At 54.4% G+C, this 19,671-nt stretch carries 19 protein-coding genes; 5 read left to right on the forward strand and 14 right to left on the reverse strand.

Translation table 11 applies throughout. The features are described 5' to 3' along the window. Window positions 1-78: 78 nt before the first annotated feature. From FIV03_RS04545 to FIV03_RS04570, 6 genes are all read right to left on the reverse strand, one after another. Window positions 79-1,107 (reverse strand): phosphotransferase family protein, encoded by a 1,029-nt coding sequence (locus tag FIV03_RS04545; protein ID WP_152508808.1) that lies wholly within the window; start codon window positions 1,105-1,107, stop codon window positions 79-81. A gap of 235 nt (window positions 1,108-1,342) precedes the next feature. Further along, window positions 1,343-2,578 carry an acyl-CoA dehydrogenase family protein gene (locus FIV03_RS04550; RefSeq protein WP_152508809.1) on the reverse strand — a complete coding sequence of 412 codons (1,236 nt, stop codon included), beginning with the start codon at window positions 2,576-2,578 and terminating at the stop codon, window positions 1,343-1,345. A 9-nt stretch (window positions 2,579-2,587) separates the two neighbouring features. After that, window positions 2,588-3,574 carry a nitronate monooxygenase family protein gene (locus FIV03_RS04555; RefSeq protein WP_152508810.1) on the reverse strand — a complete coding sequence of 329 codons (987 nt, stop codon included), beginning with the start codon at window positions 3,572-3,574 and terminating at the stop codon, window positions 2,588-2,590. After that, a complete protein-coding gene (locus FIV03_RS04560; protein ID WP_152508811.1) occupies window positions 3,568-4,065 on the reverse strand; it encodes a MaoC family dehydratase in 498 nt (165 codons plus the stop codon). Before FIV03_RS04560 ends, FIV03_RS04555 begins: the two co-directional genes overlap by 7 nt. Then, on the reverse strand, window positions 4,066-4,884 hold the full coding sequence (locus FIV03_RS04565) for an SDR family NAD(P)-dependent oxidoreductase (RefSeq protein ID WP_152508812.1): 819 nt from the start codon (window positions 4,882-4,884) through the stop codon (window positions 4,066-4,068). Continuing rightward, window positions 4,874-6,502: a long-chain fatty acid--CoA ligase gene (locus tag FIV03_RS04570; protein ID WP_152508813.1), complete on the reverse strand. Its 1,629-nt coding sequence runs from the start codon at window positions 6,500-6,502 to the stop codon at window positions 4,874-4,876. The genes FIV03_RS04565 and FIV03_RS04570 overlap by 11 nt, the downstream gene beginning before the upstream one ends. Before the next feature lie 184 nt (window positions 6,503-6,686). On the opposite strand from FIV03_RS04570, the gene FIV03_RS04575 reads away from it, so the two are divergent. The 3 genes from FIV03_RS04575 to FIV03_RS04585 are packed head-to-tail and all read left to right on the forward strand — an operon-like array spanning window position 6,687 to window position 9,541. Further along, on the forward strand, window positions 6,687-7,634 hold the full coding sequence (locus tag FIV03_RS04575) for a glycosyltransferase (RefSeq protein WP_152508814.1): 948 nt from the start codon (window positions 6,687-6,689) through the stop codon (window positions 7,632-7,634). Continuing rightward, the gene (locus FIV03_RS04580; RefSeq protein ID WP_152508815.1) at window positions 7,624-8,685 is read left to right on the forward strand and encodes a glycosyltransferase; all 1,062 of its coding nucleotides are present in this window, start codon (window positions 7,624-7,626) and stop codon (window positions 8,683-8,685) included. The genes FIV03_RS04575 and FIV03_RS04580 overlap by 11 nt, the downstream gene beginning before the upstream one ends. A 37-nt stretch (window positions 8,686-8,722) precedes the next feature. Then, complete coding sequence (locus FIV03_RS04585) at window positions 8,723-9,541, forward strand: FkbM family methyltransferase (protein WP_173013770.1); 819 nt, start codon at window positions 8,723-8,725, stop codon at window positions 9,539-9,541. A 48-nt stretch (window positions 9,542-9,589) separates the two neighbouring features. Here the strand turns inward: FIV03_RS04585 and FIV03_RS04590 are convergent, their stop codons facing one another. Together FIV03_RS04590 and FIV03_RS04595 are read right to left on the reverse strand one after the other, a co-directional pair. Beyond that, window positions 9,590-10,447, reverse strand: coding sequence for an alpha-1,2-fucosyltransferase (locus tag FIV03_RS04590; protein WP_173013771.1), 858 nt, complete (start codon window positions 10,445-10,447; stop codon window positions 9,590-9,592). A 48-nt stretch (window positions 10,448-10,495) separates the two neighbouring features. Beyond that, window positions 10,496-11,257, reverse strand: coding sequence for a glycosyltransferase family 25 protein (locus tag FIV03_RS04595; RefSeq protein ID WP_173013772.1), 762 nt, complete (start codon window positions 11,255-11,257; stop codon window positions 10,496-10,498). A gap of 310 nt (window positions 11,258-11,567) precedes the next feature. Here FIV03_RS04595 and FIV03_RS04600 point away from each other — a divergent pair, with 310 nt between their 5' ends. Further along, window positions 11,568-12,248 (forward strand): FkbM family methyltransferase, encoded by a 681-nt coding sequence (locus FIV03_RS04600; protein WP_152508819.1) that lies wholly within the window; start codon window positions 11,568-11,570, stop codon window positions 12,246-12,248. 35 nt (window positions 12,249-12,283) lie between these two features. On the opposite strand, the gene FIV03_RS04605 is transcribed toward FIV03_RS04600, so the two are convergent. The 4 genes from FIV03_RS04605 to gmd form a co-directional block, all read right to left on the reverse strand. Beyond that, window positions 12,284-13,282: a glycosyltransferase family 10 gene (locus FIV03_RS04605; protein WP_173013773.1), complete on the reverse strand. Its 999-nt coding sequence runs from the start codon at window positions 13,280-13,282 to the stop codon at window positions 12,284-12,286. 148 nt (window positions 13,283-13,430) lie between these two features. Next, window positions 13,431-14,609: a DegT/DnrJ/EryC1/StrS family aminotransferase gene (locus FIV03_RS04610; protein ID WP_152508821.1), complete on the reverse strand. Its 1,179-nt coding sequence runs from the start codon at window positions 14,607-14,609 to the stop codon at window positions 13,431-13,433. Between the two features lies 1 nt (window position 14,610). Beyond that, window positions 14,611-15,534 (reverse strand): GDP-L-fucose synthase, encoded by a 924-nt coding sequence (locus FIV03_RS04615; RefSeq protein WP_152508822.1) that lies wholly within the window; start codon window positions 15,532-15,534, stop codon window positions 14,611-14,613. A 29-nt stretch (window positions 15,535-15,563) separates the two neighbouring features. Next, on the reverse strand, window positions 15,564-16,604 hold the full coding sequence (gene gmd, locus FIV03_RS04620; RefSeq protein ID WP_152508823.1) for a GDP-mannose 4,6-dehydratase: 1,041 nt from the start codon (window positions 16,602-16,604) through the stop codon (window positions 15,564-15,566). 396 nt (window positions 16,605-17,000) lie between these two features. Here gmd and FIV03_RS04625 point away from each other — a divergent pair, with 396 nt between their 5' ends. After that, window positions 17,001-17,744 (forward strand): hypothetical protein, encoded by a 744-nt coding sequence (locus FIV03_RS04625; RefSeq protein ID WP_152508824.1) that lies wholly within the window; start codon window positions 17,001-17,003, stop codon window positions 17,742-17,744. A gap of 39 nt (window positions 17,745-17,783) precedes the next feature. Here the strand turns inward: FIV03_RS04625 and FIV03_RS04630 are convergent, their stop codons facing one another. Beyond that, window positions 17,784-18,518 (reverse strand): hypothetical protein, encoded by a 735-nt coding sequence (locus tag FIV03_RS04630; RefSeq protein WP_152508825.1) that lies wholly within the window; start codon window positions 18,516-18,518, stop codon window positions 17,784-17,786. A gap of 97 nt (window positions 18,519-18,615) precedes the next feature. Beyond that, window positions 18,616-19,524 carry a lipid kinase YegS gene (yegS, locus tag FIV03_RS04635; RefSeq protein WP_152508826.1) on the reverse strand — a complete coding sequence of 303 codons (909 nt, stop codon included), beginning with the start codon at window positions 19,522-19,524 and terminating at the stop codon, window positions 18,616-18,618. Window positions 19,525-19,671: the final 147 nt, after the last annotated feature.

Consider the following 19,671-nt stretch of genomic DNA (forward strand, 5'->3'; position numbering starts at 1 on the left):
TGGTGTTGATGGGTAAAAGCATACGCCACCACACAAGATGTCACCCCGGACGAGCTCTTGCGGCTTTCTGGAAGGTGTCTAGCCTTGTCGGGCCGCCTTCAAGCCGCCAGCGGCGTAGTGCGGAACGCTCTCGCCCAGCTTCAGGCCGAGCTCCGGATTGGAGGCATTTCCGTCGAGGGCGCGTTTCTTGACGCCCTGAAGGATCGCCCCCATGCGGAAGAAGGCGAAGGCCAGGTAGAAACCGAAACCCGGAATGCCGGTGAGCCCCATGCGGGCGCAGTAAGCGTCGATGAAGTCCTGGTCTTCCGGAATGCCCAGCGGCTTCCGGTGAACGCCGGCCAGCCCCCGGCCTTCGGTGCCGGGCGGGTGCTGCCACTGCATGATCAAGGCTGCCAGATCCGCAAACGGATGACCGATGGTCGACAGCTCCCAATCGAGCACGGCAACGCAGGCTGGCCCATCTACCGCGAACAAGAGGTTGTCGATGCGATAGTCGCCATGCACCAGTGTGCGCCGTCCATCGTCTTCGGGCACATTGGTGTCTAGCCAGGCGATGAGTTCGTCCATCGCGGGAATAGGGCCGGTTTCACTTGCCCGGTATTGCTTGGTCCAGCGGTCGATCTGGCGGCGGTAGTAATTCCCGCCGGGGCCGTAGTCGGCAAGCTCGCGCGCTTCCAGATCAATGCCATGGATGGCCGCCAGGACGCGGTTCAGCTCGTCATAGATGCCGCGCCGTGTTTGCGGATCCAGATCCGGCAATCGCGGTTCATCGAAATTCCGGCCCCGGACGAGATCCATGACGTAGAACGCAGACCCGATCACGCTGTCGTCCTCGCACAGAACATGCATGCGGGCGACCGGCACATCCGACCCGGCCAGCGCCTTTTGCACGCGGAACTCACGCTCGACGGCATGCGCTGATTTCAGCAGCACACCGGGTGGTTTGCGGCGAAGGACATAGTCACCAGACGCTGCGCTGAGCCGGAACGTGGGGTTGGACTGCCCCCGGTTGAACTTCTCGGCCTTGAGCGGGCCCCTGAAGCCGGGAAGGGACCGTTCCAGCCAGCTACTTAGGGCCGTGAGGTCGAGGTCCGTGCCCGGGGTCATGAGCGGGATGTCCGTGTGGTGAAACCCATTCCTTGAACCAGTCCATCGGCCGTTGTCTTCCTCACCTCCTCATCCTGAGGAAGCGCGCAGCGCTGTCTCGAAGGATGGGCGGCAAACACTGGAGCAAGGGGCCCATCCTTCGAGACGCCGCAAGGGCGGCTCCTCAGGATGAGGAAAGGGGTGGACGGGGTCTCTGTTTCGGAGAGCCGCTTCACCTGCAGCGGACACTCCATCCTCACAGCTTCCCGTTGGAATATTTCCGCAGCTCCGTGCGCGCAACCTGGCGACGGTGGACGGCGTCGGGACCATCGGCAAAGCGCAGGGTGCGCAGGTGGGTCCACATGGCCGCCAACGGAAAATCCTGGCTGATGCCGGCGGCGCCATGCACCTGCATGGCCTCGTCGACAACCTTCAGGGCGGTGAGCGGCGCCACCACCTTGATCTGGCTGATCCATGGTTGCGCGGCGCGGGTGCCCTGCGTGTCCATCACCCAGGCTGCCTTGAGGCAGAGCAGACGGGCCATTTCAATTTCCATGCGCGCATTGGCGATGATGTCGTAATTGGCGCCAAGATCCATCAGCTTCTTGCCGAAGGCCTCCCGGCCCATGGCTCGCCTGCACAGAAGTTCCAGCGCCTTTTCCGCCTGGCCGATGGCCCGCATGCAGTGGTGAATGCGGCCCGGACCAAGGCGTCCTTGTGCAACCTCGAAACCCCGACCTTCGCCCAGCACGAGGTCTTCCTGCGGCACCCGCACATTGGTGAAGCGGATGTGCATGTGGCCGTGCGGCGCATCGTCGGCGCCGAAGACATGCATCGGCCGCAGCACTTCAATGCCCTCGGCATCCGCCGGGATCAGGAACATGGAATGGCGGCTGTGCTTGTGGGCGTCCGGATCGGTTGCGGCCATGACGATATAGAGCGCGCAGCGCGGATCGCCCGCACCCGTTGCCCACCACTTGTCGCCATTCAGCACCCAGGCATCGCCATCGCGCACAGCCGTCAGCGCGATGTTGGTGGCATCCGAGGAGGCAACATCGGGCTCTGTCATCAGATAGGCCGAGCGGATATCGCCCCGAAGCAGAGGCTTCAGCCACTTTTCCTTGTGCGCCTCGGTGCCGTAGCGCTCCAGCACTTCCATATTGCCGGTGTCGGGGGCATTGCAGTTGAAGACTTCCGCGGCAATGCCGACCTTGCCCATTTCCTCGGCCAGATAGGCATATTCCACGGTCGTCAGGCCGAAGCCCTTTTCGCTGTCCGTCAGCCAGAAATTCCAGAGCCCGCGTTCCTTGGCCATGGCCTTGAGGCTGTTCAGAATTTCAAGCTGGCGATCCGTCATCCGGAACCGATCACCGGACGGGTGACGCCCGACTTCCTCGTGATATTCCCGGTCGAGAGGAGCGATTTCGGTTTCCACCATCTGGCGCACCTGCTCGATCAGCGGCCGCACCCGGTCGGTCATTCCAAGATCCATCACTTCCCCCTAACAGATATCGGCGCGCAGCCGCTCAATGGCGGAGCGGTATTCGGTTTCCAGGCGCTCGACCACGGCGGCTGCCGGCCCGACGGACTTGATCGCTCCGATGCCCTGGCCAGCGCCCCAGATTTCCCGCCAGGCCTTCGGCTTGGGACTGTCGTCCGGCACGACGCTGACATCCCACTCGTCCGGCAGATGATCGGGATCAAGACCGACCTTGCGAATGGAGCCTTTCAGGTAGTTGGCAGGATGCCCGGTAAAGAGCGAAGATGTCAGCACGTCCTCGGCCCCGCCTGCGACCATCATCTCCTTGTAGGTCCGGTCCGCGTTGGCTTCCTCCGTCGCAACGAAGGGCGAGCCGACATAGCCGAGATCGGCGCCCAGAACGCGGGCCGCCAGCAGGGCTTCGCCGGTGGAGATGGCCCCGCCCAGAAGCAGCGGACCGTCGAACCATTCCCGGATCTCGCGCACCAGCGCGAAAGGCGACTGCGGTCCACCGTGGCCACCCGCCCCTGCCGCGACCGCAATCAGCCCGTCGGCGCCTTTTTCGACGGCCTTTTTTGCGTAGGTGTTGTTGATGACATCATGCAGGGCGATACCGCCGCAGGAATGGGCCGCCTCGTTCACTTCGACCCGCGCGCCCATGGACGTGATCCAGACAGGCACCTTCCACCGCGTGCAGATCTCGACATCCCGCTCCAGCCGCTCGTTGGACCGATGGACAATCTGGTTGACCGCAAAAGGCGCGGCAGGCCGATCCGGATTTTCCTGGTTGTGCCGGTCCAGCTCTTCGGTGATCTCCTTCAGCCAGGCTTCCAGAACCACCGGGCCGCCGGGCTCGTCGCGCGCGTTGAGCGCCGGAAAACTGCCGACAATGCCGGCCTTGCACTGGGCAATCACCAGTTTCGGACAGGACACGATGAAAAGCGGCGCCGCGACGGCCGGAAGCCTCAGGTCCTGCAGCGCCTTGGGAAGGGATCTTGCCTTCAACATGATTTGTCTGCCTCTCCTTCCAGGTAGAACCGGTTGAGCCATTCGGCGACCAGCGCAGGCCGCTTGCCGTTCTCGATCTCCACCGTCGACTGCCAGACGATATCGACCTCCTGCGGTTTCGGCCTTGAAAGACGGGCGAGGACAAACCGCCCGCGGACCCGGCTGCCTGCTTTGACGGGCGCAAGAAAGCGCACCTTGTCGAAACCGTAATTGATGCCCATCGTGGCGCCTTCGATCTTCGGCTGGGCTTCGACAGCCATCGCGGAAAGCAGCGACAGCGTCAGAAAGCCGTGCGCAATGGTGCCGCCGAACGGTGTTTCCGCCGCCCTTTCAGGATCAACATGGATGAACTGGTGGTCCTGCGTCACTTCGGCAAAAGCGTCTATCCTGGCCTGGTCGATCAGGTACCAGGAGGACACGCCAACCTCCGTTCCGACAAGCGTTTCCAGCTCGCTTGCGGCAAGGGTGCGTGGCAACGTATCAGCGCTCACTCAATAGGCCTCCTGGAAGAGGTCAGGCCCGGTTTCCACATTGATGCCGCCGCTGATGGGCAGAATGGCACCGGTGATATAGGCCCCGCCTCGCCCACACAGATATTGCATGGCGGCTGCGATATCCTCCGGTCGGCCGACACGGCCGAGTGGCACCTGGGCTCCCACGCGCGAGCGAACATCCTCGTCCGCCGTTGCAAAGGCCGTCATGTTGCTGACGAAAGGTCCCGGGGCCAGCGCATTGACTGTGATGCGCCGTGCCGCCAGCTCCTTGGCGAGGATCCGCGTCAGATGATGAACAGCAGCCTTGGAGGCCGCATAGCTGTAGGCCCTGTCGCCATGGGCCGTTTCCCCCATGACCGAGCCGACGTTGACAACCCGTGCAGGATCGTCGTCGCTCGCGCCAGCTTCCAGAAGCGGCAAAAGGCCTTGCGTCAGCTGGAACAACCCGGTGACATTGACCCGCATCACCCGTTCCCAGGCATGATAGGGAAAGTCGCCAAGCGGCTGGCCCCAGCTTGTGCCGGCATTGTTCATCAGAATTTCCAGACTGCCTGCGCGCTTGCCGATTTCGCCCACCAGCGCTGCAACACCTTCTTCCGTTGCAACGTCTCCGGCAAAGCCTTCCGCCTTTCCGGAATAGCCGAGCGCGTTCAGCTCTTCGGCAGCCGCTTGGCAGGCTTCCGGCTTGCGGCTGGCGATCATCACCCGTGCACCGGCTGCTACCAGCCCCTCGGCGGCCATGCGGCCGACCCCGGTCGCGCCGCCCGTGACCAGTGCCGTTTTGCCGCCAAGGCCGAACAAGCGATCAGGCGTCATGCGGTGCCTCCGGAAACTGTTTTCTTAAAGTAAGTTTCGACACCTTGCCCGTTGCCGTCATCGGCAACGCATCGACGAAGACGACGTCATCCGGCACCTGCCATTTTGCGACCCGTTCCGCCAGATGGCAGAGGATCTCCTCCTTCTGCGGCTGCGCTTCGTCCGACGGCTGAACGATGAGCAGCGGACGCTCGTCCCACTTGGCGTCGGGTACCGCGATCACCGCGCAATTCGCCACGCCCGGATGGGACATGACGATGTTTTCCAGATCGAGCGAGCTGATCCATTCGCCGCCCGACTTGATGAGATCCTTGGAACGGTCCGTGATCGTCAGGAAACCCTCGGGACTGATGGCGGCGATATCGCCGGTGCAGAACCAACCTTCCTTGTCGAACACGGGTTTCGAGGCTTCCGGATCCTCGTAATAGCCGGAAGTGATCGTGTTGCCGCGCACATAGAGATGGCCCGGGGTCGTTCCGTCATGCGGCAGGCGATTGCCGGCATCATCGACGATCTTCATGTCGACACCAAAGATCCGCCGCCCCTGGCTCTGCTTCCTGTCGATGCGCTGGTCGAACGGCAGATCCGCCATCTCCGGCGGCAGGTTGCACTGGGTGCCGAGCGGGCTCATTTCCGTCATGCCCCAGGCATGGCAGACGTTGATGCCCTGTTTTTCGAAGGCCTCGATCAGAGAGCGCGAGGCAGCCGATCCGCCAACGACGATATCGCCGAAGCCTTCGGGAATGCGGCCGCGCTGGCGGATCTCGTTCATGAGACCTATCCAGACGGTCGGCACACCCCAGGCGGAGAAGACCTTTTCGCGGTCCATCAGGTCGAACAGGCTTTTGCCGTCCAGTGCGCCGCCCGGAAAAATCAGGCTGGAGCCGGAAAGCGGCGCGCCATAAGGCAGGCCCCAGGCATTGACGTGAAACAGCGGCACCACCGGCAAGATGCGCGAGCCCTCGTTGAGGACCCGGGGAATGGTGACGCACATGTCGTAGGCATGCAGCACCGTGGAGCGATGCGAATAGAGCGTGCCCTTCGGATTGCCCGTGGTGCCGGACGTGTAACAAAGCCCGGCGGCCTGGTCCTCGTCGAAATCCGGCCAGTCCATTTCACCCGGCTGTCCGTCAAGAATTTCCTCGTAACAGAGCACACCTTCCAGTGTCGTTTCGGGCATATGCGCACGATCCGTCATGATGACGATGCGCAGATCTGCCGGAAAATGCGGCCGCAGCTTTTCCACGATCGGCACGAAGGTGAGATCAACGAACAGCACCCGGTCCTGGGCGTGATTGACGATATAGATCATCTGTTCCGCCGAAAGACGCGGATTGATGGTGTGGCAGATGGCGCCGATGCCGGAAATTGCATAATAGAGCTCGAAATGGCGGTAGCCATTCCAGGCAAGTGTCGCCACCCGGTCGCTTTCAGCGATGCCGAGTGCCTTCAGGCCATGAGCCAGCCGGGCGATCCGGCCGGCGGTTTCCTTGTAGGTGGTGCGGTGAATATCGCCTTCCGTCCTCACGGACACGATCTCACCGGCCGGATAGGTATCCGCTGCAAAGGTGATGAGGTCCGCGATTTTCAGCGGACGGTGCATCATCATTCCCTTCATGTGTTTCCTCCCAGAACACGGCCGCTTCATACGGTCCCTCAAAGGGTTGAAGGGGAAGCCTAGCGCGCGGCTGACGCGCTGGAAAGGTCAATTTCCTCAGATGGCTTTTCCCGAAACCCTTTGACAGCGGCAGGCACATGCGCCAAACCCTGCCCAACCCAAGAGGAATGGTTGAGACCCCTTCATGACCCAGAAACTGGTCATTGCCGTTTGCACCGCGCAGCGGCCGAAAATGCTGCAGGCGTGCCTGGATAGCCTCGACAATCTGATCGCGCCCGCGAACACGCAGATGGCGATCGTCGTTGTGGAAAACGATCCCGTGCCGCATTTCACAGGTGCTGCAGCAGAAGATGTGAAGAAGAGGCTGTCTCTACCGGTTTTCTTCCATCACGAAAAACGCAAGGGCATTCCCTTTGCCCGCAACACGGCCTTGGACGCGGCGCTGGAACACAATCCGGACTGGGTGGCGCTGATCGATGACGACGAACGCGCAGAACCGGACTGGATCGAAAAACTTCTGGCCGCCTGCCTGGAACACAAGGCCGAAGTCGCCAACGGGCCCGTGCGCCGAATTTATGAAAAGCCGGCCCCGCACTGGTGGAAATCGCAGCTCCTGAAGCCGCGGCCGACCGGCTCGATCATCACCGAAGCACCGACCAACAACGTTCTGCTGAGCGGCCGTATCATCGCGCGGGACGGCCTTGGCCTGCGGTTCGACGAACGCCTGACCTTCGGCAGCGAGGATATCGACTTCTTCCGCCGCACCCATGCGGCCGGCGCAAAGATGATCTGGGTGGATGATGCCTTTGTCGAAGAGGACATTCCGGCCTCGCGCGTCACCACCGGCCGCCTGCTGAGCCGCATGCACATGGCGGCAACTTCCGGCGCGTTCAACATCGTGCTGCGCGAAGGCCGGCTGAAGGCCGCCCTGCATTTCATTCCCAAAAGCCTGCGGCGCATGTTCTTCGGCCTGCTGGCGACAATCGTCGGTTTCGTCTTGAAACCCTTCGCCAGAAAGCGCGGCGAGAAACTCTTCTACTATGGCCTGATCCGTCTCATGAAAGGCTCCGGCAACCTGCGCGGACTTCTGGGCCGGGCGCATAACTACTACGATGTGATCGATGGTCACTGACACGCAGATGCAGCCGAAAAAACTCGCCCATATTCATCTTGGCGTTGATGGCGGGGCAGAACGGTTCTTCGTGCGCCTGACAGGCGCCCTTGCCCGGCGGGGCGTGGAGCAGATCGCCTTCATTCGAAAGGACCGGCCCTGGCGCGATGACCTTGCCAGACACTGTGATGTGCGCGAGATGACCTTCAGCCGCTCGCACCTGAAACGCCATGTCATCCGCTGGGACATTGCCCGCCAGATCAAGGCATTCGGTGCGCGTACCACCATGGGCTGGATGAGCCCGGCCAGCAAATGGATGCCGAAACCCGGCCCCAGCATGCGCACCTTCCTGCGCCTTGGCGACTGGCCGGACGGCTTCCACACCTATGGCAATGTTGAGGACCTGATCGGCAACACGCCGGAGATCATCCGCCAGGCCATCGAAATGGGCTGGCCTGCGGAACGTGCCCATGTGATCAGCAACTTCGTCGATCCGTTGCCCGCGGATCTGAAGCCGGTCAACCGGGCGGACCACAACACGCCGGAAGACGCCACGGTGCTGATCCACCTCGGCCGTTTCGTCGAACGCAAGCGCTTCGACCTTGCCATTCAAACGGTCGCCGGCCTGCCGGAGACCGTTCATGCCTGGCTGATCGGCGACGGTGAGCTGATGTCCGACATGAAGGCACTGGCATCAAACCTCGGCGTTCAGGACCGCGTCCACTTTCTCGGCTGGCAACGCGACCCCTCGCCTTTCCTGAAAGCTGCCGATATCCTGCTGTGCCCGACCGACGAAGAACCGCTCGGCAATGTTGTCCTGGAAGGCTGGACCGCCGGGCTGCCCGTTGTCGCCACCGCCTCGCCGGGCCCAAGCTGGCTGATCGACCACGGCAAGACCGGGCTATTGTCCCCCTGCGGGGATGTTGACGGGCTGGTGGGGTCGGTCAAACAGCTGCTCGGCAAGCCGGATCAGGAAAATGCATTGGTTGACGGTGGCAAACGCCGCCTTGAAGGCCAGTTTTCCGAAGACGCCATTTGCGAGACCTATTCCACACTGCTTTTCGAGAGCTGATACCGATTACCGCAAGGCAACCCACGCAGGCGCGAACATGAAAAAGAAAAAAAGATTATACAATTTCATCGTCCGTCACCCGAACCGGCGCACCTTCGCGAAGCTTTTCAATTGGTATGTCACCTTCTCGAATGCGCTGCGGAGCAAGAAGCGCTGGAACATCAAGGTTGTTTCAGATGAGCCGGTCTTCCGCGTTCGGGACGACAAGGGCCAGGAGATCTCCTTTCTTCATAGCGAGCGCGTCGGCTTCTACCGTTACGGTGTTCAGCCGAGAACCAAGGGCCTTCTGGACGACTATTTCATCGACCCGGCAACGATTTCAGACGGCGACGTGGTCATCGATTGCGGTGCGAACATAGGCGAAATAGGCCTCGGATTGCGCCTTGAAGGCAAGTCCATCCGCTACATCGCCTTCGAACCCGGCCGGGACGAGGCAGCCTGCTGCCAGCTCAACAACCCGGATGGCGTTGTCGAACAACGGGCCCTCTGGCACGAAAAGACGACGCTCAAATTCTACGAAAAATCGGACACGGCCGATTCCTCTCTGATCGAGTTTTCAGGCTACGGCTCTGTTGTCGAGGTCGAAACGACCACACTCGACGACTACTGCGAAGAAAATGACATCCGTTCAATCAAACTGCTGAAGATCGAAGGCGAAGGGGCAGAACCCGAAATTCTCAAAGGTGCTGCAAAGATCCTGGACCGCGTCCAATACATCTGCGTCGACTGCGGCCCCGAACGCGGCCTCACCAAAGAACCCACACTGCCAGCCGTGTGCCATTTTCTGGTTGAGCGGGGGTTCAGGTTTGAAAAGATTTCAACGAAGAGACTGACGGCGCTGTTTGTGAGACATTAGCATTAAGATAAATAGATATTGAAGTATACAGTAGAAATGACATCTGATCTAAAGGCGTTCCCAGCCAGCTGGGATCAAGTCTATGGTTTTCATCGATTGGGAGTTAAACCATTTGTTAGGCACAATTACGCGCTTATCCTTATTAGGGTTTAGCCACGCGCCCCACCAGCTGAATGTACTATTTGCAGTAATGTGGTTTTGGCAGACTGACATTAGGTACATGTCCTCGAAGTCATGACCGTCTTCATCGGGCTCAACCCAAATGACATTGCAATCTAATTCAATATTTTTCTTAACCCAATCAATGTCATCGGAAAAAACAACTGGTGTAATCTCCACTGAATTTTTTCTAATTTCTTGTATTGCCTTAGCGTACCATTCAGGTTCGCACGTTCCATGAAATGCGTTTGCCTTCGCGTTGCTAACGTAATCACCCCGTCTAACGTGAATAGAGACAGGTTTTCTGGAGGCCAGTATTTCTTTAAAGATTTTCTCTCGGCTTTGAGCAAGTTCTTTTTTAAGCACAAACTCCTTTCGGATATGGGTTTCGATATTTTTAAAATATTTCTCACTTTGCCAATATCCAGAAAAATAAGTCGATGTTTTCAATTTCAACACTTCGGGATTGAATGTGAAGCCCTCTTCTTTCACATAATTTATTGATCTGCGATTTGTAAATGGAAACTTAAATTCTCTCTTTTTCTTTTTTACTTGATTAATTTCTTCTCTGGAAGCAATCTCAGCTTTTATGTTTAACCTATCAAGTAAAAATGAATGAGGTTTATAATTCTCGTAACTTGAAATATCCAATTTCAATGGCATGCTAGACTGCTCAGACAGTGATCGTCCCATAGCATACTGAAACATCTGATTGCCAAGGCCACCAGTTATTTGAACAATAATCAACTGACTTATACTTTCCTTGATACGTCTCTTTCCAGATATTTAGAAAAACTATTTATGTTTCCAACGGCCTATATATGGAATGTTTACAAAAAATCGCCACAAAGAGTCATTCAAACGAATGAAGCGAGTATTTTTCTTAAATTCTTTTGGACGACTACCGCGCCGTTTTCCTTGCCAAATTTCGGAGTCAACCTCCGAAGTAGCACCGTGCGAGACAGGGAAGGGTTGAATCCCGAAACTCTCAACGCCGTGACTCCAAAACCTATCCAAATGAACATCAACCGGTTCGTACCAAACTTCAGCCTTACTAATCAGCTTCTTTGCAGCAAGTGGTGAAAGAGCATATGACGATGTCCCGTGCGGACCTCGCTTAAAACGAACGATTTTCAGTTCTCCTATTTGCTCGCAGATCGCATATTTTCTGATTTTGTGTCCGGAAAAACGGAGGAGACCGTATTCGTGAATTTTTTGAACAGCAAGCTCATATGCTGAATTGAAATTAAAGTTGAACTCAATGTCATCTTCTAAAATCAGAATTGGCTTATCTTTTTCAACGCAGAGCTGCCAAAGAAGGAAATGACTAGCATAACAACCAAGTTCCCCAGGTGCGAGTTCGAACCCATAATGCTTTAGCGCAGAACGCTCACTATATCTTACAAACAGGGGGTGATTTTCGATTCGACCATCAACCGCATCAAAAAACTCGTAGGGAATGTTCAATGCATCAAGTTTCGTAGACATTTCAGATCTACGTTTTTCTGATCGCTCCAAGTTTACAACATATGTGTCTATTGTTTTGGGCTGTTTCATTCGATGCGACCGTGCCATTTCGTTAATTGCTACCAACTAATACCTGTCGACAACGGCTCATACATACCACTTTCTTCACACAAAGGTTACACTGAAATATGGATGTCACCAAATAGCGTTCGTATCCGAAACATTTGTTGAAAACGCCATTTTAACGTGTCGGAGAATGGATAGTCGATCATATTTCTTGGTTTTGTATAAAATTTGCAGTCGCGCTAAGGCCTAGTCTAGGAAATTGCTTCAGGCGTTAGTTGTGTGTAATCATCCTCCAATAATAACATCAAGCTCAACGCTAGGAAGATTTTTCGCAATGCTAAGCTGGATAAAACGTCTATTTCTTATTCGTAAACAATCTTCACTTCAAAACTCGGAGAATGAAGCGCCGCTTACAGAAGTAAAACGGTGGTTTCGAGATAAGGGAGATGAGACATTGAGATTATCATATCCACTTAATGAGGATTCAACCGTATTTGATTTGGGAGGGTTTCAAGGTGACTTTGCAAACCAAATCAACATTCGGTACCGTTGCTACGTTTATTTGTTCGAGCCTAGTGTTGAGTTTTTTGAGAAATGTGAAAAAAGGTTTACTCAAAACTCAAAAGTACATTGTTTTAATTTTGGACTATCTGACGAGAACGGTCGATTTAACCTCTCCAATGAAGGTGACGGCTCATCCATACTACATAGATCTGACGCGAATGGCATCGAAACTGTGACTGTTAAGAAATTTTCAGATGTTTTCGACTCTTTACATATCAAGAATGTCGATCTTATCAAGATAAATATAGAAGGCTCTGAATATCAACTCCTAGATCACATGATCTCGTCGGGATTGATTGGAAAATTTGAAAATATACAAGTACAGTTTCATGACTTTGTAGATAATGCAAAAGAACTGCGGAACACGCTCACAGAGAAACTTTCGAAAACACATCATAGAACATGGTGCTATGAGTTTGTTTGGGAGAATTGGCAGAAAAATTCCAACTAATCCAATCGAACTGTTTTTCTGTAAACAACAATTGGCTACTCGCCTAATAAATTTACAATCCTACGCGATAGGCGTTTACGATATCGTTTGAGAGTTGAGGTATTCTTTATGAAAAACTTTTCCGACTCAAGTTTTTTGTAACCTCCGGATTCATCTTGATTTAAAGAGATAGCTATCTTTGCCAGAACAGAAAACAAATTGTGTTCAAACAAGACTCTTCGCCTACTTTCTTTTAATAGATTTTCGGATTCTTCGGCTAAACTCGAGTTAATAATACGCTCTATTTTCGAAATAGATTCTTCCGTATCTCGAATGTCGATTTTTGATAGTGCGCCTTCTGGGAAGTAGTTATCTACGTTTGGACAACCGTGATATATTGGGTATGTCAGAGTTAAGAAAGGGTCTGAGAGTTTTTCGGTCCAATAATCTAAGATTGCGCAGTTTTCTAATGAGATATGATATTTATACTGTGAAAGAGCTTCCATTTTATCTGTAAACGAGCAAATGTTCCGGCCAAAATAGTCAATTCTATCTCCGAAATGAGACTTAAGAGCGTCCACAAAGCGCAATCTCGCTCTATGTTCCTCCGTAAACGCCTTATCTGACGAAATTACAGAGATCAATTTAGATTTCTTAGGTTGGTAGTCACTGAAAAAATCGAAGGTAAGTGGAACATTACTTAATCGGTTGAATTCGCTCCAAACACCAACATGCCAAGGCAATCCAGGCTGCTGATAGACAGCATTTGGGTGTTGGCTAGTCTTGTCAGTCGTCACGATGAGATCAAATTGTCTCAAAAAATTTGAAGAATATACTTTCACGTTCTGAGGTTCTGAAGCTATAAACACGCATTTTCGAGCTTTAATTTTACCGCAATATTTTATTGGCAATGCATCAAACACAAAAAGTATATCACAATTTTCCAAATTATTGGAAAAATCAAAATAAACATTGTTCCAGATTGGTTCTAGATTGGGAAATTGACGCGTCCAAACCCATTTTTCCGACGAAGACACAAAAGCTGCTTTTATCAACAATATCTCCGCAAAAGTTTGAGGACAAAACCGCTACGATAGTTCGCGGACACTTCGATTAGCTGTTTAATATTACGATTCTCAAAAATATCTAGAGAACCAAATCTCATTTCTTGAATTGCAAATTACAACCCTCTGCAAGAATAAACTAAATTTGACCGTTAACAACCGCAGTTAGAACCCGATCCAAGACTTCAAATTCATCCGATAGCGAGAAGTGATGATTCCCAATGAAGAAACCATTTTGGTCAAGATCATTTGCATTTTTGAGCTCGCCATGAATTGAATAATCAAACCACTTCATCGTTTGGTTTTTTGTAAAATTACCGGCGACGATAGGGCGTACTTCGATACCTGACTTGTTCATTGCAGCAATGATCTGCCCTCTATCATAGCCCATGTCTGATTTGACGGTGAATGCGAACCCAAACCAGCTGCTCTGGCCAATTTCCCGTTGAATTCTCAGGAATGGGTATTTTTCCATCAAATCACGAAACTTTTCAGCATTCCTCCGACGCTCAAGCACCATATCTGGAAGCTTCTTAAGTTGTTCGAGCCCTATTGCGCCACTCATCTCCAAAGGGCGTACATTGTAACCAGGTAAAATGAACCGGAACGATTCCTCGAAAGGATTATCGCTCATTGGGGCGACATGATTTTCTTTAGGTAAGTTACGCGTCCAACCGTGTGCACGAAGGCAAAGAAGAATATGATACAATTCTTCGTCGTCGGTTGTGATCAAGCCACCTTCCATTGTGGAGATGTGATGGCTGAAGAACGAACTGTAACTTCCCATTAGTCCGAACGTACCAGCTTGTTTACCGTCAAACAGTGCACCTAAAGACTCGCAGTTGTCCTCTAGTAGCAAGATGTCCCTGCCTTCGACAATTTTGTTTATAGCTGCGAAGTCATTGGGATTTCCGAGTAGATTTACAACCATGATGACTTTAGTTGCGGGCGTGATTGCCTCTTCCAACTGTGCCAGGTCGTAATTTAGAGTTTCGGCATCGACGTCAACGAACCTAAGTTTCAGCCCATACTGATAAAGGGGATAATAGGTGGTACTCCAGGACACTGCGGGGACAATTACTTCCGTGCCCGGCAGAATGGGTGCGTTCGACCTATATCGCAACGCTGCAACCATGAGCAAATTTGCAGAAGAGCCGGAATTGACCATGACTGCATGATTGCTGCCTACAAACCTTGCAAATTCCTGTTCAAACTCAGCGACTTTCTTCCCCATTGTGAAAATGCCGGACTCAATTACTCGCTGAAGCGCCTCATATTCACGCTCGTCCCAAGTTGTACTTGCAAGTGGGTAATTCATTTCATTCTCCAAGGGACAGGAAATATTCGTAGGCCTGGCGAATACCGTCATTCAGGCTCGTCCTGGGCTTCCAGCCCATTTCGGACTGCAGGCTGACATCTAGCAATTTTCGCTTCATGCCTACCGGCTTGGTCAGATCATGCGTAAATTTGCCGGAATAGCCTATAACATTAGATGCTATTTCGTAGTATTCATTAATGGTGAAGTCTTTTCCAACACCAACATTTGCTACCGTTGGCAGCTTCTCAAACTTCCCCAAGAAGAAAACGATTGCGTCCGCCAAGTCCTCTGCAAACATGAATTCTCTGCGCGCTTCTCCTGTTCCCCAGATCTCAACCGTTTTGTTTTTGGCAAGTGTTGCCTGATGAATTTTGCGTATGACAGCAGGAACCAAATGGGAGACAGCAGGATCAAATTTATCGAAGCGTCCATACAAGTTGCATGGAATTATTGTTTTATATTGAAACTCTGGCGTTTCACGAACGATGTATTCGCAGAGCCTTGCAACGGCACACTTGGCAAGAGCGTAGCCCTCGTTGGTGGGTTCCAATGAGGCGCTGAGAACTTGAGATTCTTTGAGGGGCGCGTCCTGATCCTTGGGATACATACAAGAACTGCCGATATTCAGGAGTTGAGGAACCCCTGCAGACCGAGCAGCCGTAACCAAGTTGCTGCCCATATTCCAATTGTCGGTCAAAAAGCGGACTGGGCTCGCGATATTGGCTTGAATCCCGCCAACGACGCCGGCGGCGTGCACAATGATGTCCGGCTTCTCTCGCTTCAGAAAAGCTTCGGTTTGGTCGAAATTCAGAAGATTGAGTTTCGAGCTGTCGGGAGCAATAAATTCAAAGTTGTCGAGGCGCTCATGTGCGAGCAAATTCTTCCCAACCATACCGGAACCGCCGGTCAGCAAAACTCTTGGCATTATAATCCGAATCCCTGAAGCATTTAAGGCTAAGGCTTCATTTCCCGCAGATCGCTTGTAACCATTTCCGAAATGAGATCGCGAACACTTCGATCATGCTTCCAGCCCAGTTTTTCGAATGCTTTCGTGGCATCACCAAGCAGTAGATCGACTTCGGTCGGACGGAAGTACCGAGGGTCGATCTCAACAACAACCTTTCCGGTTGCCGCATCGACCCCTTTTTCATCTACCCCGGAACCTTGCCAATCTAACGCAATATCCACTTCAGAGAATGACCAATTAACAAAATCACGCACCGAGGTAGTCTTGCCCGTCGCCAGAACATAATCATCCGCCTTGTCCTGCTGCAGCATCAGCCACATGCCACGAACATAGTCTTTGGCGTGTCCCCAGTCGCGTTCGGCGTCCAGGTTGCCGAGGTAGAGCTTGTCCTGTAGGCCCAGTTTGATCGCGGCGGCAGCGCGGGTGATCTTGCGGGTCACGAAGGTTTCGCCGCGGATCGGGCTTTCGTGGTTGAAGAGAATGCCGTTGCTGGCGTGCATGCCGTAGGCTTCGCGGTAGTTGACGACGATCCAATAGGCGTAAAGCTTTGCCGCGGCATAGGGGCTTCTTGGATAAAAGGGAGTGGTCTCCGACTGCGGAACTTCCTGTACCTTGCCGTAGAGCTCAGACGTGGATGCCTGGTAGAAGCGCGTTTTCTCGCTCAACCCGAGAAGCCGGATGGCCTCAAGCAGGCGCAGGGTACCGAGGGCATCCGCGTTTCCCGTATATTCCGGTGTTTCAAAGGATACCTGAACGTGGCTCTGCGCGGCGAGGTTATAGACCTCGTCCGGCTGCGTTTCCTGCATGATGCGGATGAGGTTGGTAGAATCCGTCATGTCGCCATAGTGCAGATGCAGCTTCACATCACGGTCGTGCGGGTCCTGATAGAGATGATCGATCCGTCCTGTGTTGAACGACGACGACCGTCTCTTGATGCCGTGAACCGTATAGCCTTTCTCGAGCAGCAGTTCTGCGAGATAGGCGCCGTCCTGGCCAGTAATCCCGGTGATGAGAGCTGTTTTTTGCATCGGACTCTTTTGTCTCAATCCAGTTCCGTTAGAGCTTCTTCAAGAAGCAATGCGGACGGAGTTTCATTTTTGCGGCGCAAGTGATTGGCAGTGTTGGCAACCGGTGGGTCATTCGCTGGCGTCCGACCGGCACCTCAATTCGCACCGAAGATTCCGGCGTTATAGTCGGTTCCAAAATCAAAAGAAAGAGAACCCTGACCTCCGAGTGCTTTGAACATGTACTGGCAACAGCAAAAGTCATAATGATATAGCGGCGCGCAGATCAAAGATTGCTGGCGTTCAGGCTGATGGCTTGGCATAACCGCGGCGGCAACGAACCGCCAGGTGCATTCAGGCGATTTCAAGCACGGGTGGATTATCGGTGGTCACTTCCGGCTTCATTTGCAGACAGGTTTGATGACAGACGCAGTGAAAATCGACGTACTCCTCGTTTCGGGGGCAAGGCCTGCTCTGTTGGAGAAAACTCTTGCAAGCTTTTCACAGCGATTGTTCAGGCATTTCGAGATCGGCACGCTTTACGTCAACATCGATCCCTTTGAAGGCGGACCGGTGGAGGTTGAGGCCTGCAAGGAGATCTGCAAACAGCATTTCGCCAATGTCGTCGTCAATAAGCCGGAAACGCCCCATTTCACCAGGGCGATCCGCTGGCTCTGGCGACAGCCGGCTGCGGACTGGTGCTTCCACCTGGAAGACGACTGGGTGCTGAACCGGGAGGTTGGCCCCGAAGAAGTCAGTAAGGCAATGACACGCAACGTTCGCCAGATCAGCCTGATGACGCGGGAAAAGAACTGGGGCTACCGGTCCTTCTATCATTATGAACCCGGCCGCAGGACATTCCTCGGAATGGATCTTGGCAAGGGTCTCAACAAGAAGCGGCCGATATTCGGAACCAGCCCCTCCTTCCTGCGCAGCGATTTCGCCGCAAGATGTGCCGAACTGATGGATGAGACACTCGATCCGGAAAAACAGCTGAACTACATGAACCCAGACCTGAATGCCTTTACCGCTCAATTCAGGAACAGGTTCATTGGCGCGCGGCGGGAATATGTGGCTGTCGACATCGGCCGGGAACACCGAGACGCACTTGGGATAACCAAGGAAGTTATCGATGGAAACAGCGTCTGGAGCCGGACAGAGTAACGCGCATCTTCAAGCCCACAAAATACTCTCGCACTGAGGTCAGCTGAAAAAGACGTTCCGTGTTGCCGGCGTATCGAAATCGAAGCCGAACAGCTCGATTTCGGTTTTGTACCAGTCGGCGACGATCCCGATATTCCTTTCGGTGTAGAATTCTCCCTGATCGGCACGGGCATTACGGGAGATATTGCGCTGTTCGAGCGTGTCATCTGCCCCGAGGTATCTTGCCAGTTCCGGGCCCAGTTTTTCCTGACGCAGGATATTGACCGCCACCTGCCCCCTCTCGTCGATCACATAGTCGCTTTGCGGGTACCAGCCGAGCGAGGCGCGGTGCCAGAAGAAATCAACCTTGCCCCACTCGTGGCGCGTCTCCAGAAATTCCTCGAACCCCCTCACTGTCAGATCGAATTCCGCCTCGTGGGATCCGCTTGTCTGCAGGTAGAACTTGAATCTGGAAAATGTCCGTGCCCAGGGATTGCGAACCACCGCAAAAGGCACCGTGCCAGCACGCACCGAAAGGTCGATATCCCGCAGTCGGGCATGTTCGTAGCCCGGATGAAGCCCACGATCCTTCATGAAGGTCATCAGCGCGTTTGCATAAGCCTTGCTTTTCAGGCGGCGCCGATTGGCGAGAACCAGATTGCCTTCCAGCGCCTTGGCATGGCGCACCGACATGCCGCCGTTCTTGGGAATGTGGACGAGCAGGTGTTTCTTCGGCACCAGCCCCAGCCTGGCAGGCGCGAACTTGAGGAAATTCTTGAGCTGGTATTCGTCCATGCTGTCCGTCTCTTGAAAGCGGTGCCCTGCGCCTTCCCGCACCTTGCTCGGCTGACGGACAGACGTCGTTTCAGCCTGCTGCCGGGCGCGGCGACCGTCAGCGCCTGAGGTCGATCTGGTGGTGCCTTATCCCAATCTGCCAGGACTGTCCATTCATCGGCTCGCCGTCCAGATTGAACTGCACGGGCTGCTGGGTCTCGATTTTCAGCTTGCGCACCTTGCGCTGGATCGGGCCGCCGTTGATATCGTCAACGCCGCTGTCCAGCAGCACCGACAAAAGGTCGATGACCTTGCCCGACTGCGGGAAGGGAACGATGGTGAGATCGAGGAAACCGTCATCGAGCCTGGCATCGGGGCACAGCCGAATGCCGCCACCAGCGCGGCGGCCATTGCCCACGGCGAGGGCCAGGAACGAGCCCTCCCAGGAGAAATCATCCGCCTCGATACGTGCTTCACAGGCCGAAAGTTCCGAAAACCGCTGCAGACCTGTGAAGAGATAGGCAGCCCCGCCAAGAACGCGCTTCAGGTTCGGGTCGGTCTGTGATGTCACCTGTGAACCGAAGCCGCCAGTTGCCATGTTGACGAACACACAGCCGTTGACCTCGCCAATGTCGGTCGGTTTGGCGGATGCGCGCACGGCAAACCGCAGGCAGGAGGTGATGTCCGCCGGGTCAAGGCCAATGTGATTGGCAAAATCATTCGCCGTCCCAAGAGGCAGAACCGCAAATGAAAAAGGAGGCTTTTCCCCTTCGGGCAAATCATGCAGGGCCGCATCCAGAACCTCGTTCAAGGTGCCATCACCTCCGCCGCTGACAAGCGTGTCGATCCGCTCGTTCTCGTGATCGCGCAGGGCATCGCGAACCAGTCTCTCGACATCGCCGGCCTCATAGGTCACGCGAACGGAGACATTGTGGCCCATGGACCGAACGGCCTCCACCGCACTGCGGACATCGTCGCGGCCGGCGGACTTGCCATTGAGGATCAGGCGCAGATGATGCTTTTCCAATTACGTCTCCTTGTCCCTGCTTCTTTCTTACACGAGCAGGGAAAAATGCCATCAGGCTTGGCAGCAGATCATAACCCGGGGCGGGAATACGGCAGTTTGAAAGCGGGACGGGTCTCTCCGAATGGTGCCTGTGAGCAAAACGCCGGT

Origin of the sequence: Labrenzia sp. THAF187b (assembly GCF_009363375.1) — a bacterium.
Lineage (GTDB): Bacteria > Pseudomonadota > Alphaproteobacteria > Rhizobiales > Stappiaceae > Roseibium > Roseibium algicola.